Origin of the sequence: Mycobacterium cookii, from assembly GCF_010727945.1 — a bacterium.
GTDB lineage: Bacteria > Actinomycetota > Actinomycetes > Mycobacteriales > Mycobacteriaceae > Mycobacterium > Mycobacterium cookii.
In genome coordinates, this window is the sequence record NZ_AP022569.1 from 427,085 (window position 1) to 441,797 (window position 14,713).

Below are 14,713 nucleotides of genomic sequence, written 5' to 3' on the forward strand. Positions count from 1 at the left end.
CGGTTACTTCTCGTCCGACTCGCTCTTGGTCTCGCTGTGCCCGGTCGGCCACTCGTGCGTCGGCAGCGCCTCGGTCTTCTCGGTCTTGGCTTCACCGACGGCCTCGGTCGGCGTCTCGTGCTCGTGGTGCTCGGCCGTCGCTACGGCGCTCGTCTGTTCCTCCGGCCACTCGGCGCCCTCGGTGGCGGCCTGGTCGGAGCGGACCGCGGCGAACACGTCGGTGTCCGCCCGATCCTCGTCGCGGCCGCCCTTGCTCTGCGGCTTGTAGGCCTCGGTGCGGTCGATCCGCCAGCGGCCGACGGTCACGCCGCAGATCGCGCCGACAAAGACGACCAGCGCGGTGAACGCGGCGAACGTGGTGAGCTCGTTGATCAGCCCGCCGACATACAGCGACTTGTAGAACACCGAGATCAGCCAGGTCACCGCGCCGCTGAGCAGCCCGGCGACCAGGCCGGCCAGCAGCCACGTCATGGCCAGGTCCTGGCGACGGTCCGGGTCGGGATTGGACGCGGCGTCTTCGCGGCCGTCGACGACACCCCAGGCGACCACGCCGACGATGAAGAGCAGCAGCAGCGCAATGCTGATCAGTGCGGCCTGCGTCTGCCACACATTGATCAGCGTGCCCTGGAACAGGCGGACGACGACCATCGCGCCGCCGAAGACCAGGCCACGCAGCATCCAGTTACTCATGGGGCCACAGCGTAGCGAGTAGCGTCACCTCACGTGACACATTCCCAGCGCCGCGCCGCACTCGGTGCCAGAATTCGCGCCGCGGACCTGGACGCAATGCTGGTCACCGATCTTGTCAATGTGCGTTACCTGTCCGGTTTCACCGGGTCGAACGCGGCACTGCTGGTATTCGCCGACGACCGCGGCGCGGTGCTGGCCACCGACGGCCGCTACCGCACCCAGGCCGCCCGGCAGGCGCCCGACGTGGAACTCGCGATCGAGCGCGCCTGCGGACGACATCTGGCCGAGCACGCCGCGGCGGCGGGCGTGCGGCGGCTCGGCTTCGAAAGCCACGTGGTCACCGTCGACGGGCACGCCGCGTTGTCTGCCGCGTTGACCGCGGCCGGCAGCACGGAGCTGGTCCGCGCTTCCCAGACCGTGGAAGCGCTGCGGGAGATCAAAGACGCCGGCGAGGTGGCGTTGCTGCGGTTGGCCTGTGAAGCCGCCGATGCCGCGCTGGCCGATCTGGTCGCCCTCGGCGGTCTGCGGCCGGGCCGGACGGAACGCGAGGTCGGCCGCGAGCTGGAGGCGCTGATGCTGGACCACGGCGCCGACGGGGTGTCGTTCGAGACGATCGTGGCGACGGGGACGAACTCGGCGATCCCGCACCACCGGCCCACCGATGCGGAGTTGGCCGTCGGCGACTTCGTCAAGATCGACTTCGGTGCGCTGGTCGGCGGCTATCACTCGGACATGACCCGGACGTTCGTGTTGGGCAAGGCCGCCGATTGGCAGCGAGAGATCTACGAGCTGGTCAGTGCCGCGCAGCGGGCAGGCCGGCACGCGCTGGCCGCCGGTGCGGACCTGGCGGCCGTGGACGCGGCGGCGCGGGGCATGATCGCCGACGCTGGGCACGGCGCCCACTTCGGTCACGGCCTCGGCCACGGTGTGGGCTTGCAGATCCATGAAGCGCCGGGGATCAACGCCACCGCCGCCGGCACGCTGCTCCCGGGTTCCGTCGTGACCGTGGAGCCCGGCGTCTATCTGCCTGACCGCGGCGGAGTCCGCATCGAGGACACGCTGGTGGTGGCAGACGAGTCCCCCGGACACGCGCCGGAATTGCTCACTCGTTTTCCAAAGGAATTGGCCGTTCTGGGCTAGGCGGTCGGACCGTCAGATGAACGCTGGGAGACGAAAAAAACCGGGGAAGTTGAACAACCGGTAGTGATTTAACCGCATCCGGCGTGTAACACTGGGGTTACATAGGTGTTCGGGCATACCGTCGAGTGAAGTCCAGAAGGACGCCCTCGGCGGGGACGCCGGGACCACCGATTGACCGGAAGCAGCGATCGTGCACACGACCCTCATGCATGGTGAAGTCAGCGTCGATGTTCACCACCTCGGCGGCGCGGTGAAACTCTGGTGCTCGACAGCGCACCACCACATCGGGCACCTTCGGCAGAAGTCGAATTCCACCGTCATCGAATATTGGCCCCGCGAGGGCGCGAAACAGCCTTGGCCGCCGCGTGACGAGTGGGGTTCGGTCAGATGGTGGGCCGTTCGGTGCCCGGACGGGTGCCCCCACGAATTCGGTGGCCCCGTCGACATCATTCTTCGGATCGTGAACGAGGTGGGCGGCGACCCGACCCGCACCGAAGGTGAATACACACTGATTCGCGGGAACGCCTAACCAACGGGCAGGGCGGTACTCCGCCGCGGTATCCGCCGTCTTTGATCAGTTCGGTGGTACAGGTCGGCGTCTGAGCACGGGTAACCTCTACCGGGTGTCTGCTCTCAGCGGTTGTGGCGAGATCCCACCAACCGTCTGACCTGTAAAACCCGGTTCTCCAAGGAGCCGGCGATCCCGTAGGAGATTCACCGACTGTGGCAAGCACTGCCGATTTCAAAAATGGACTCGTGCTGATGATCGACGGCCAACTGTGGCAGATCGTCGAGTTCCAGCACGTCAAGCCCGGCAAGGGCCCGGCCTTTGTGCGCACCAAGCTCAAGAACGTGCTCTCCGGCAAGGTGGTCGACAAGACCTACAACGCCGGGGTGAAGGTCGAGACCGCGACGGTGGACCGCCGCGACGCCACGTATCTCTACCGCGACGGCTCGGACTTCGTGTTCATGGACAGCGAGGACTATGAGCAGCATCCGCTGCCGGAGTCGCTGGTCGGCGACGCTGCCAAGTTCCTGCTGGAGGGCCTGCCGGTGCAGGTGGCTTTCCACAACGGCGCCCCGCTGTATCTCGAGCTGCCGGTGACCGTCGAACTCGTGGTCACGCACACCGAGCCGGGCCTGCAGGGCGACCGGTCCAGCGCCGGCACCAAGCCGGCCACCGTGGAGACCGGTGCGGAGCTCCAGGTGCCGCTGTTCATCAACACCGGCGACAAGCTCAAGGTCGACTCGCGCGACGGCAGCTACCTGGGACGTGTCAACGCGTGAGCCGGCCCGCTCGTCCTGTCAAAGGACGGCACCAGGCTCGCAAGCGTGCCGTCGACCTGCTGTTCGAGGCCGAGGCCCGCGGACTGACGCCGGCGCAGGCCGCTGATGCCCGCACCGAACTTGCGGCGGCCAATCCCGACGTGGCGCCGCTGCACCCCTACACGGTCACCGTGGCTCGCGGCGTCAGCGCGCACACGACACATATCGACGACCTGATCGCGTCGCATCTGCAGGGCTGGACGCTGGATCGGCTGCCCGCGGTGGACCGGGCCATCCTGCGGGTCGCGGTGTGGGAGTTGCTGCACGCCGACGATGTGCCCGAGCCGGTCGCCGTCGACGAGGCGGTGGAGCTGGCCAAGGAGCTTTCCACCGACGACTCACCGGGTTTCGTCAACGGGGTGCTGGGGCAGGTCATGTTGGTGACCCCACACATCAGGGCAGCCGCAGACGCTGTACGCGAGCCCAGCGCGGAGTCATGACCCGGCTGGAACTGCGCGTCGGGATCGCCGCCGTCTTGGCGGCGACCGTGGTCTTGGGTGCGGTGTTGTGTGCGGCCTACGGGCAGGCGGCGATCGCCGCGGCGCTGGCGGTCTACGCGCTCGGCGTGGGTGCTTGGCTCTGTCATTCGATCGAACGGCTCGTGCTGGCGCGCCGCATCGAGACCGTTCGTACCGCGGCCACGCCGTTGCGGCCGTTGCTGCCGGTGATGGCGGCGATCATGGCGTTGACTCAAGTCGTGGTGCGCTCGCTGTCCGACGTTACCGAAGTTGCGCCACGCCGCTGGATTCCGATCACCCGTGGTCGCCGCGGACACGACTACGACGCCGACATCGACGGCTGAATCCCGCGGCGGCGGTCACCGTGCCGCGAGACCGGTGTGGCCGGTGTGGCATCGCGTAAGTAAACAGTCAGCGTCCGCAAAATGCCCGCGAGTGGCTGATTGGAGGGACACACTGGCGATATGGACCGAGACGGTAGGCGCCCGAGGCGGCTTAGAGTCTCCGCGTTGGCGGCGGTGGCGAACCCGTCGTACTCGCGAATCGACACCTGGAATCTGCTCGACGACGCCTGCCATCAGCTCGCCGTCGTCGACCGCGCCGGGATGGACACCAGCCACGAAGCGGCCCGGGTGCGGCGTCTGCTCAACCGGCTCAGTGCCTACGAGCGGTACTGGATTTACCCGGGCCCGGAAAACCTGGCGACATTCTGCGGCTACCTGGACCATCTCGCCACGGTGAGCCTGGCCGAGCAGGTGTCGCTGGCCGTACGGCTGCTCTCCGAATACGGCGACCGCGCGGCCTTGTTCGACACCTCCACGTCGCTGGCCGACCAGGAACTGGTGGCCCGGGCCAAAGAGCAGCAGTTCTACACCGTGCTGCTGGCCGACGACGCCCCGGTTACGGCCCCCGAAGGGCTGGCAGAAAGCCTGCGCGCCATCCGCGATCCCGGCGACGACGTGCAGTTCGAGCTGTTGGTCGTCACCAGCGTCGAGGACGCCATCACCGCGGTCGCGTTGAACGGCGAGATCCAGGCGGCGATCATCCGCCACGACATCCCGCTGCGCTCCCACGACCGGGTGCCGCTGATGACGACACTGCTGGGCGCAGCCGACGACGCGGTGGCCACCGACCGCACGCACGACTGGGTGGAGTGCGGCGAGTGGATCCGCGAGCTACGGCCACACATCGATCTCTACCTGCTCACCGACGAATCGATCGCCGCCGAGACCGAGGACGAGTCCGACGTCTACGACCGCACCTTCTATCGGCTCAACGACGTCACCGATCTGCACAGCACGGTGCTGGCCGGCATCCGGAATCGTTACGCCACACCGTTTTTCGACGCGTTACGCGCTTACGCGGCGCGGCCGGCCGGCCAGTTCCACGCGCTTCCGGTTGCGCGCGGCGCCAGCATCTTCAACTCCAAGTCGCTGCACGACATGGGGGAGTTCTACGGCCGCAACATCTTCATGGCCGAAACCTCCACCACGTCAGGCGGTTTGGATTCGCTGCTGGACCCGCACGGCAACATCAAGAAGGCGATGGACAAGGCCGCCAAGACCTGGAAGTCGCATCAGACGTACTTCGTCACCAACGGGACGTCCACCGCGAACAAGATCGTCGTACAGGCGCTGACCCGTCCGGGTGACATCGTGCTGATCGACCGCAATTGCCACAAGTCGCATCACTACGGTCTGGTGCTGGCCGGGGCGTACCCGCTGTACCTGGACGCCTACCAGTTGCAGCCGTTCGCCATCTACGGTGCCGTGTCGTTGCCGACCATCAAGAAGGCGCTGCTCGACCTCGAGGCCGCCGGGCAACTGGGCCGCGTACGCATGCTGCTGCTGACCAACTGCACGTTCGACGGCATCGTCTACAACCCACGCCGGGTGATGGAAGAGGTGCTCGCGATCAAGCCGGACATCTGCTTCCTGTGGGACGAGGCGTGGTACGCCTTCGCCACCGCGGTGCCGTGGGCGCGACAGCGCACCGCGATGATCGCCGCCGAGCAACTCCAGTCGATGCTGTCGTCGCCGGCCTACGCCGAGGAATACCGGCAGTGGAAGGAATCGATGCGCGACGTCGACCGCAGCCAGTGGGGTGAGCACCGACTGCTGCCGGACCCCAGCCGGGCGCGGGTCCGCGTCTACGCCACCCACTCGACGCACAAGTCGCTGTCGGCGCTTCGGCAGGCGTCCATGATCCACATCCACGACCAGGATTTCAAGGCGTTGTCCCGCGACGCGTTCGGCGAGGCGTTCCTGACCCACACCTCGACTTCACCCAACCAACAGCTGCTCGCCTCGCTGGATTTGGCCCGCCGACAGGTCGACATCGAGGGCTTCCAGATGGTGCGCTACGTCTACGACATGGCGCTGGTGTTCCGTCACCGCGTCCGCAAAGACCGGTTGATCAGCAAGTGGTTCCGCATCCTCGACGAATCCGACCTGGTGCCAGACCAATTCAGGCTCTCCGCGGTCAGCTCTTACCGTCAGGTTCGCCAGGGTGCGCTGGAGCAGTGGAACGAGGCGTGGCGGTCTGACCAATTCGTGCTCGACCCCACCCGGGTCACCCTGTACGTCGGTCAGACGGGCATGAACGGCTACGACTTCCGCGAGAAGGTCCTGATGGACCAATTCGGCATCCAGATCAACAAGACATCGATCAACAGCGTGCTGCTGATCTTCACGATCGGCGTGACGTGGTCGAGCGTGCACTATCTGCTCGATGTGCTGCGCCGGATAGCCACCGACTTCGATCGCACCCAGGACGCGGCCAGCCGGGACGACCGGGCGCTGCACCGGCGGCGGGTCGAGGAGATCACCGAGGACCTGCCGCCGCTGCCGGATTTCAGCGAGTTCGACGGTGCGTTCAAGCCCGACGACGCCAGCTCGTTTGGCGATATGCGTTCGGCCTTCTACGCCGGATACGAGGACATGGATCGCGAACACGTCATGATCGGGGAAGCCGGCCGGCGACTTGCCGACGGAAAGACCCTGGTTTCCACCGGATTCGTGGTGCCGTATCCGCCCGGCTTTCCGGTGCTGGTGCCCGGGCAGGTGGTGTCCAAGCAGATCCTGTATTTCCTCGCTCAACTCGACGTGAAGGAAATCCACGGCTACAACCCCGATCTCGGGTTGTCGGTGTTCACCGAGGCCGCGTTGAAGCGGATCGCCGCGGCGGGGCCGTCCGACGTCGCTGCCGTTCACCGCTGACGAATCCGCCTCGTCGTCGCTAGGCTTACCGCCCATGGCGACGTCGAGCCGCCCGGCCAATTCGCGACTGTCCGTGGATGACTGGGTACAGGAGGGTTTCCGGGTCCTGGCCGAAGACGGATTGAAGGCGCTCACACTCGGCCGGCTGTGCACCCGACTCGTGGTGACCAAAGGCAGCTTCTACTGGCATTTCACCGACATGAGCGCCTACCGCGCGGCGCTGATCAACACCTGGGCCGCCGTCCGAGACTCCGATCGCGACTTCTTCGACGACCTGGCCGGCGAACCGCCCCGGCAGCGGTTGTCGCGCATGATGAGCGCACTGGTCGGACCCCGGCACTGGATGCTGGAGCGCGCGATGCGGGAATGGGCACGTTCGGAGCCCGCGGTTGCCGCCGCGGTGCGGGCCTCGGACCGCCGGGTGATCGCCGCGGTTCGGCAGGCCTTCCTCGATGACGGCTTCGACCCCGAGCAGGCCGATATCCGCGCGAACGCCACATTCGCTGCCGGCATCGGCTTTCTGCACCTGTCGGGCTCGCGGCCCAGCCCGCAGGCTGTCGGACGTCGGGAGAAATTCCTCGAGGTGATGCTGCAGCACTGACCGCAGCACCCGGATTCCATACCAAAAGGTATGGTAGGTTTCAGCCCATGGTCGATGCCGACTTCATCGCGCGTCTGGCTGATCGCGCGGGCGAGGCGGAGCAGTTGCGCCGGCTGCCGCAGGCCACCATCGACGACTATCGGCGGTCCGGGCTGGCGGGGCTGCTGCTGCCCGCGCGTTACGGCGGCCTGCAGGCCGAATTCCGCGAAATCCTCGACGTGGTGCGCCAGTTGGCGCACGGCTGCACCTCAAGCGCGTGGACGCTGGGTTTCTACACGCTGCACAACTGGATGCTCGCGTTGTTCGGTGAGCAGGCCCAAGACGAGGTCTTCGCCGACGGGCCGGTGCTGTGTCCCGCGCCGCTGGCGCCGACCGGGCGCGGTACGCCGGCCGACGGCGGGATCAGGCTGAGCGGCCGGTGGTCATGGGCCACCGGGGTGATGGACGCCGGCTGGGTGCTCGTCGGTGCGATCTGCGGACCTGACGACGCACCGTATCCGGCGTTGGTGTTGTTGCGCGCGAACGATATTCGCATCGACGACGTGTGGCACACCGCCGGGATGTGTGCCACGGGTTCCAACGATGTGATCGTCGACGAGGTGTGGGTGCCCGCGCATCGACTGGTGACGGTGGCCGACATCTACGGCGGCACGGCACCGGGCGCGGCTTTCCACGATGCGCCGGTCTATCGCTGGCCGATGGTCCCCGCGCTGGCGCTCACTGCGGCGATGCCCGCGCTGGGTACCGCCGAGCGGGTCGCCGACCTGTTCGCGTCGCGGCTGAGCCAGCGGGTGCTCGCGTATTCCGGCGCTTCGCAGAAGGACCAGCCCGCGGCACAGGTGCGCCTCGGCGACGCCCGGGTGCGGTTACGCGCGGTGCGCGCGCTGGCCGAGGCCGCCGCCGACGACATTGAGGCCAGGGTCAACAGTGGGCAGCATGTGGGACGCGCGGCGCGCGCCGGCGTGCGTGCTGCCGCGGCCCATGTCGTGCACGAATCCCGTTCGGTCATCGGCGATCTGCTCGAGTCATCCGGGGCGAGCGCCCAGTTCCTGGACAACCCGCTGCAGCGCGCCAAACGCGACGTGGACGTGATTTCCGGGCACGTGGTGTTCGACTACGACGTCAGCCGCGAGTTGGCCGGCGCGCTTGAGATCGGCGCCAAGGTCTCGCCGTTCGCGATGGTTTAGCGCAGCGCCTTGGCGTAGAGCAGGCTGTCGGATGGCTCGGTGCCGAGGTTGGGGTAGATCGCGTGCCGGTTCAGCCGGCCTTCGAGGGCGAACCCGGCGCGCTCCAACAGCCGCACCGAACGATCGTTGTCGACGTGGCAGGTGGCCCACACCCGGTAGACGTCGGGATCGGCGTCCAGCGTGGCCATCAGCATGTCGAGCGCGTCGGACATCAAGCCCTTGCCCCACCAACGCCGACCGACGCAGTAGCCGATCTCGGCGGAATGTCGCACCGGGCGGCTGCAGCTCATCATCCCGACGATCTCGTCGCTGTGTTGCAGCACCATGACCCACGTCCGGACGTGCGCATCGACATTCATCCGGTCGGTGATCACCCTCCGCGTCGCCGCCAGGTCGGGGTGCGGTGTCCACAGCAGATATCTCGTGACCTGAGGATCGCGGCCGATTCGCTGAAACAACGGGCCGGCGTCGTCGATCACGGGCGGCCGCAGCAGCAGTCGCGGGCCCTCGATGCGCTCGGGGGTGAACTCCGCCATTACAGGCCCAGCGCGCGATACGTCCGGTGCACGAATTTCGGTTGCACCGCTTGGAGTTTCGCACGCGACGTGTTCCCGGCGACCGCGGCGGCGGCATCAGCCGTCAACGCGGGCATGTTCTGAATCAGGTACAGGATGATCAGCTCGGCGGTCGGGTCCGCCTGCCACCACGTGCCGTATGCGCCCGGCCAACTGAAGGTTCCGACGCCGCCCGGGCCGAACAGCGGCGCCGATCTCGCCGGGTCGGTGACCACCGACAAGTTGAGCCCGAACCCGCGGCCGATCCAGAACGGCGATCCGAGGAAGGGGTGTCGCTTCTGCTCGTCGGTGAGCCGGTCAGTGCGCATCAGCCGCACCGATTCCGGGGACAGCACCCGCACACTGTCCAGAGTCCCACCGCCCAGCAGCATTTCGACGAACCGCAGGTAGTCGTCCGCGGTTGACCACAGGCCGCCGCCGGCGTTGCAGAACGCGGGCGGCGCGAGGTGCGGTTGACCCATCACGTCGTGCTGGAGTCGATCGCCGCTGTCCAGGCGGTACATGGTCGCCGCGCGCCGCCGGCCCTCGACGGTCACGTGGAAACCTGTGTCGCGCATGCCCAGTGGTTGCAGGATCCGTTCGTCGAGCACTTCGTGGAACGGTTTTCCCTCGACCCGAGACGCCAGCACGCCGACCACGTCGGTGGACTGCCCGTAGGTCAATCGATCGCCTGGCTGATGTACCAGGGGCAGCTCGGCGAGTGCGGCCAGCCACGCGTCGTGACCGTGCCCGAACGGCAACCGGACGTATGCCCGCGAGATGGGTCCACCCACGGAGAATCCGTAGCCCAGCCCGCTGGTGTGGGTGAGCAGATCCTCCACCAGGATCGCCCGTTGGGCGGGGTGGGTTCGGTCCAGTGGTCCGCTCGGGTCGTCCAGCACCCGCACGTCGGCGAATTCGGGCAGCCAGCGCACGATCGGGTCGCGCAGCGCCAGCTTGCCCTCGTCGACCAGGCTCATCAAGGCGGCGACGGTGACCGGTTTGGTCATCGACGCGATCCGAAACAACGTGTCACGCTGCATGGGCAGCTTGGCGTCGACGTCGCGGTAGCCGATCTCGTTGATCTGCAGCATTTTCCCGCGTTGCCACACCATGGTCACCGCGCCGGCGAGAAGGCCTGCGTCGCAGGCGTCGCGAATGGAGGCCTGGTTGCCGTCGAGATTCACCGCTGGTGTTGCTCCTCACGTTGGGGGTCGATAAACGGGCGGAGAACGCGGCGAGTCCGGTGATCATCGGGCCCCGCTTCGCCGTCGGCGTGGCTGCCCCGCGTGTAGTCGCCTTGCCAGGGGACTCGCTCGCCCGCGGCGGTGTTGGTGGCGGCCTGGGCCTGCCCCACCTCGCGACGGGAGTGCAGGAAGACCTCATGCTTGCGGCGCAGATCGTCGTCCGACTCGATGGGCCGCAGCTCGGGGGCGAACTCCTCCAGCTCGGTTCGGCGCTGCGGGACGATCATGCAGATCGGCTCGTCGACTTCGAATCGCACCGGCATCAACGGGCGGGTGAATTTCCAGTTCATACTGAAACTCGAGCTCGCCCAGTCGGTTTCGACCATGCCCTCTAGCGGGGAGATGGCGTCCTTCGGATGGTTGGCCGGCCCGCGGACCAACAGATCCCAGCCGGCCGGTGTGCGGAAAAGCAAGGGCAGATGCCAGGTCAGAATCCCGTAACCGAAATTGCTCGCGGGCAGAAACTGACCGGGGCCGCGTCTATCGGGCGCGATCATCAGATCGCCGATGCCATCGCCGCCCATCCACGTAGCGGTGAACGCGCTCGGGTTTCGCAGCTCCCAGCCGCTCTGGTTGGCGATGAGCAGTGGCAGACATCGATTCGCCCAACCGCCACGCGTCGCTGACATCCACGCCCGGTTCGTCGGCGCCGGGACGATCGGCGGCACGTTGGCACCGGTGATGAACCCGATCAACGGCCGGGCCGGCCTGCTGGACTCGTCGCTCATTCGATCCTCGATTTCGCAGCGGTGTTCTGCAGAACCATCGCCACAGACATTAACCAACACGCGCCTGTCATTTTCCCGTGAGCAGCGCGGAATGCTACGCTGCCCGGCAGTCGACATCCTTTAACGATCCGTCCAGAGAGGCGGAGAAGGAGGTCAAGATCTCGCATGGGTGCCGCGGGTGACGCCGCCACCGGCCGCGAATTGATGTCGGCGGCCGATGTGGCTCGTACCATTTCGCGCATTGCGCATCAGATCATCGAAAAGACCGCCCTGGACGGCGCCGACGCGCCGCGGGTGGTGTTGCTGGGAATCCCTACCCGCGGCGTCACTCTGGCCGATCGGCTCGCCGTGAACATCGCCGAGTTCTCCGGCGCCGAGGTCGCGCACGGTGCTTTGGACATCACGCTCTACCGCGACGATCTGATGACCAAGCCGCCGCGGCCGCTGGAGGCCACGTCGATACCGGTCGGCGGCATCGATGACGCGCTGGTGATCCTCGTCGACGACGTGCTGTACTCCGGTCGCTCGGTGCGCTCCGCGCTGGACGCGCTGCGCGACGTCGGCCGCCCCCGCGCGGTGCAGTTGGCCGTGTTGGTCGACCGCGGCCACCGCGAGCTGCCGCTGCGCGCGGACTATGTGGGCAAGAACGTCCCCACGTCGCGCAGCGAGAGCGTGCGCGTTCTGCTCGCCGAGCAGGACGGCCGTGACGCCGTGGTCATTGCCCGGGAGGACGCCTGATGAGCAGACATCTGCTGGCTGCCGGCGACCTGTCCCGCGACGACGCCACCGCGATCCTCGATGACGCCGACCGGTTCGCGCAGGCGCTGGTCGGTCGCGAGGTCCGCAAGCTGCCGACGCTGCGCGGTCGCACGGTGATCACGATGTTCTACGAGAACTCCACCCGCACCCGGGTGTCCTTCGAAGTCGCCGGCAAGTGGATGAGCGCCGACGTGATCAACGTCAGCGCCGCCGGATCGTCGGTGGGCAAAGGTGAGTCGCTGCGCGACACCGCGCTGACCCTGCGCGCGGCCGGCGCCGATGCGCTGATCATCCGGCACCCGGCTTCCGGTGCGGCACAACGGCTTGCGGACTGGACTTCTAGCGCCGACGGTGGCCCCTCGGTGATCAACGCCGGCGACGGCACCCACGAGCACCCGACGCAGGCGCTGCTGGACGCGCTGACCATCCGGCAGCGGCTCGGCGACATCGACGGCCGCCGCGTCGTCATCGTCGGCGACATCCTGCATAGCCGGGTCGCCCGCTCCAATGTCATGCTGCTGGCCACGCTCGGTGCCGAGGTGGTGTTGGTGGCGCCACCCACGCTGCTACCGGTCGGGGTCGCCGACTGGCCGGTGACGGTCTCGCACGACCTGGACGCCGAGCTGCCGGCCGCCGATGCGGTGCTGATGTTGCGCGTGCAGGCCGAGCGGATGAACGGCGGCTTCTTTCCGTCCTCACGAGAGTATTCGGTGCTGTACGGACTGTCCGATCGCCGGCAGGCGCTGCTTTCCGGTCATGCCGTCGTGCTGCACCCCGGCCCGATGCTGCGCGGCATGGAGATCTCCTCGTCTGTTGCGGATTCGACGCAATCGGCTGTGCTGCAACAGGTCTCGAACGGCGTCCACGTCCGGATGGCGGTGCTGTTCCATCTGCTGGTGGGCACCGAGGCCGGCGTGACGGGGCTCGCCGGCAAGGGGGTGGTGGCGTGAGCGTGTTGCTGCGCGGGGTGCGGCTGTACGGCGAGGGGGACCGGGTCGACGTGCTGGTCGACGACGGCCAGATCGCCGACATCGGGGCCGGGCTTTCGATCCCCGACGATGCCGACGTCATCGACGCCACCGGTCAGGTGCTGCTGCCCGGGTTCGTCGATCTGCACACCCACCTGCGCGAGCCCGGCCGCGAATACGCCGAGGACATCGAAACCGGCTCGGCCGCTGCGGCTCTCGGTGGGTACACCGCGGTGTTCGCGATGGCCAACACCAATCCGGTCGCCGACAGCCCGGTGGTCACCGATCACGTCTGGCATCGCGGGCAGCAGGTCGGACTCGTCGACGTACACCCGGTCGGCGCGGTCACCGTCGGGTTGGCCGGAACCCAGCTCACCGAGATGGGCATGATGGCCGCCGGCGTCGCGCAGGTGCGGATGTTCTCCGACGACGGCAAGTGCGTGCACGACCCGCTGATCATGCGCCGCGCCCTGGAATACGCCACCGGCCTGGGTGTCCTGATCGCCCAGCACGCCGAAGAGCCGCGGCTGACCGTCGGCGCCGTCGCACACGAGGGCCCCAACGCCGCCAAGCTCGGATTGTCCGGCTGGCCGAGGGCCGCCGAGGAGTCGATCGTCGCCCGCGATGCCTTGCTGGCCCGCGACGCCGGAGCACGGGTGCACATCTGCCACGCCTCCACCGCTGGCACCGTCGAGATTGTCAAATGGGCCAAGGATCAAGGTATTTCGATCACCGCCGAGGTCACACCGCATCATCTGCTGCTCGACGACAGCCGACTCGTCAGCTACGACGGGGTGAACCGGGTGAATCCGCCGCTGCGTGAGGCCAGCGACGCCGTCGCGTTGCGTCAGGCGCTGGCCGACGGCGTGATCGACTGCGTGGCAACCGATCACGCTCCGCATGCCGAACACGAGAAGTGCGTCGAGTTCGCCGCCGCGCTACCGGGCATGCTCGGTTTGCAGACCGCGCTGTCGGCGGTGGTGCAGACGATGGTCAACCCCGGACTGCTGACCTGGCGCGGCGTCGCGCGGGTGATGAGCGAGAACCCGGCCCGCATCGCGGGGCTGCCTGACCAGGGTCGACCCCTGGAGGTCGGCGAGCCGGCCAACCTAACTGTGGTGGATCCGGACGCCACCTGGACCGTCGACGGCGGCGAGTTGGCCAGTCGGTCGGCCAACACCCCGTACCAGGCCATGACGTTGCCCGCCGCGGTGACCGCAACGCTATTGCGGGGCAAGATCACTGCCCGCGACGGAAAGAGCCCGGCATGACTCGCGTCGGCGACGATTTAGAGCGCAGCGATGAGAAGGAGCGGCGCACATGACGTCGGGAACGTTGATCGCATCGTTGATCGTGGCCGGGGTGCTGGCGCTGGTGATCGCCCTCGTCATTCAGCTGATGATGCGCGGTTGGCGCAAACGCTCGCGCCAGCAGGCCGAAATGCTCGGCACGTTGCCCGTGCCTCCGGGCCAGGTCGGCCCGGCGGCCATCACCACCCCGGGTGTCTACGTCGGCTGCACCATGGCCCCGGCTTGGAGCCAGCGGATCACCGCCGGCGACCTGGGCTACCGCGGCAAAGCCGTGCTGACCCGCCACCCCGAGGGCATCCTGGTGGAACGCAGTCGTGCACAGCCGATTTGGATTCCGCAGGAGTCGATCTCCGGCATCCGCACCGAGCACGGCATCGGCGGAAAGGTCGGCGGCCGGGACGGCATTCTGGCGATCCGGTGGCGCCTGCCCTCCGGCGTCAAGATCGACACCGGGTTTCGGGCCGACAACCGTGACGAGTACGAGGGTTGGCTGCAGAGCTGGCCGGAAGGGGTCGCGTTGTGAAAGC

General features: G+C 67.6%; 15 protein-coding genes and 1 pseudogene. 12 read left to right on the plus strand and 4 right to left on the minus strand.

Annotated features, from left to right (window positions below; genetic code table 11):
• Positions 1-3: 3 nt before the first annotated feature.
• Positions 4-690 (minus strand): B-4DMT family transporter, encoded by a 687-nt coding sequence (locus G6N27_RS02100; RefSeq protein ID WP_163774859.1) that lies wholly within the window; start codon positions 688-690, stop codon positions 4-6.
• A gap of 33 nt (positions 691-723) precedes the next feature.
• On the opposite strand from G6N27_RS02100, the gene G6N27_RS02105 reads away from it, so the two are divergent.
• The 8 genes and pseudogenes from G6N27_RS02105 (at position 724) to G6N27_RS02140 (ending at position 8,620) form a co-directional block, all read left to right on the plus strand.
• Positions 724-1,830: a M24 family metallopeptidase gene (locus tag G6N27_RS02105; RefSeq protein ID WP_163774860.1), complete on the plus strand. Its 1,107-nt coding sequence runs from the start codon at positions 724-726 to the stop codon at positions 1,828-1,830.
• Positions 1,831-2,020: 190 nt separating this feature from the next.
• Positions 2,021-2,359: a hypothetical protein gene (locus G6N27_RS02110; RefSeq protein ID WP_163774861.1), complete on the plus strand. Its 339-nt coding sequence runs from the start codon at positions 2,021-2,023 to the stop codon at positions 2,357-2,359.
• 194 nt (positions 2,360-2,553) lie between these two features.
• Complete coding sequence (gene efp / locus G6N27_RS02115; RefSeq protein WP_163774862.1) at positions 2,554-3,117, plus strand: elongation factor P; 564 nt, start codon at positions 2,554-2,556, stop codon at positions 3,115-3,117.
• Positions 3,114-3,596, plus strand: coding sequence for a transcription antitermination factor NusB (gene nusB, locus G6N27_RS02120; protein ID WP_163774863.1), 483 nt, complete (start codon positions 3,114-3,116; stop codon positions 3,594-3,596). The genes efp and nusB overlap by 4 nt, the downstream gene beginning before the upstream one ends.
• Positions 3,593-3,958 carry an antitermination protein NusB gene (locus tag G6N27_RS02125; RefSeq protein ID WP_163774864.1) on the plus strand — a complete coding sequence of 122 codons (366 nt, stop codon included), beginning with the start codon at positions 3,593-3,595 and terminating at the stop codon, positions 3,956-3,958. The genes nusB and G6N27_RS02125 overlap by 4 nt, the downstream gene beginning before the upstream one ends.
• 120 nt (positions 3,959-4,078) lie before the next feature.
• A pseudogene (locus G6N27_RS02130) lies at positions 4,079-6,799 on the plus strand (aminotransferase class I/II-fold pyridoxal phosphate-dependent enzyme); the annotation flags it as partial.
• A 67-nt stretch (positions 6,800-6,866) separates the two neighbouring features.
• Complete coding sequence (locus G6N27_RS02135; protein ID WP_163774866.1) at positions 6,867-7,433, plus strand: TetR/AcrR family transcriptional regulator; 567 nt, start codon at positions 6,867-6,869, stop codon at positions 7,431-7,433.
• A 47-nt stretch (positions 7,434-7,480) separates the two neighbouring features.
• Positions 7,481-8,620 (plus strand): acyl-CoA dehydrogenase family protein, encoded by a 1,140-nt coding sequence (locus G6N27_RS02140; protein ID WP_163774867.1) that lies wholly within the window; start codon positions 7,481-7,483, stop codon positions 8,618-8,620.
• Here G6N27_RS02140 and G6N27_RS02145 read toward each other — a convergent pair.
• Genes G6N27_RS02145 through G6N27_RS02155 form a run of 3 tightly spaced genes read right to left on the minus strand, consistent with a single transcriptional unit; the run spans position 8,617 to position 11,149 of the window.
• On the minus strand, positions 8,617-9,156 hold the full coding sequence (locus G6N27_RS02145; protein WP_163774868.1) for a GNAT family N-acetyltransferase: 540 nt from the start codon (positions 9,154-9,156) through the stop codon (positions 8,617-8,619). The two genes, G6N27_RS02140 and G6N27_RS02145, sit on opposite strands and share 4 nt — an antisense overlap.
• Entirely contained in the window at positions 9,156-10,361 is a 1,206-nt protein-coding gene (locus G6N27_RS02150; RefSeq protein WP_163774869.1) for a serine hydrolase domain-containing protein, read from the minus strand. Before G6N27_RS02150 ends, G6N27_RS02145 begins: the two co-directional genes overlap by 1 nt.
• Positions 10,358-11,149, minus strand: coding sequence for a DUF6065 family protein (locus tag G6N27_RS02155; RefSeq protein WP_163774870.1), 792 nt, complete (start codon positions 11,147-11,149; stop codon positions 10,358-10,360). The genes G6N27_RS02150 and G6N27_RS02155 overlap by 4 nt, the downstream gene beginning before the upstream one ends.
• 165 nt (positions 11,150-11,314) lie before the next feature.
• Between G6N27_RS02155 and pyrR the strand changes: the two genes are divergently transcribed.
• Genes pyrR through G6N27_RS02175 form a run of 4 tightly spaced genes read left to right on the plus strand, consistent with a single transcriptional unit; the run spans position 11,315 to position 14,709 of the window.
• Positions 11,315-11,887, plus strand: coding sequence for a bifunctional pyr operon transcriptional regulator/uracil phosphoribosyltransferase PyrR (gene pyrR, locus G6N27_RS02160; RefSeq protein ID WP_163774871.1), 573 nt, complete (start codon positions 11,315-11,317; stop codon positions 11,885-11,887).
• Positions 11,884-12,858: an aspartate carbamoyltransferase catalytic subunit gene (locus tag G6N27_RS02165; RefSeq protein WP_179963378.1), complete on the plus strand. Its 975-nt coding sequence runs from the start codon at positions 11,884-11,886 to the stop codon at positions 12,856-12,858. The genes pyrR and G6N27_RS02165 overlap by 4 nt, the downstream gene beginning before the upstream one ends.
• Complete coding sequence (locus G6N27_RS02170; RefSeq protein WP_163774873.1) at positions 12,855-14,147, plus strand: dihydroorotase; 1,293 nt, start codon at positions 12,855-12,857, stop codon at positions 14,145-14,147. The genes G6N27_RS02165 and G6N27_RS02170 overlap by 4 nt, the downstream gene beginning before the upstream one ends.
• A gap of 49 nt (positions 14,148-14,196) precedes the next feature.
• On the plus strand, positions 14,197-14,709 hold the full coding sequence (locus G6N27_RS02175) for a PH-like domain-containing protein (RefSeq protein ID WP_163774874.1): 513 nt from the start codon (positions 14,197-14,199) through the stop codon (positions 14,707-14,709).
• Positions 14,710-14,713 lie beyond the last annotated feature (4 nt).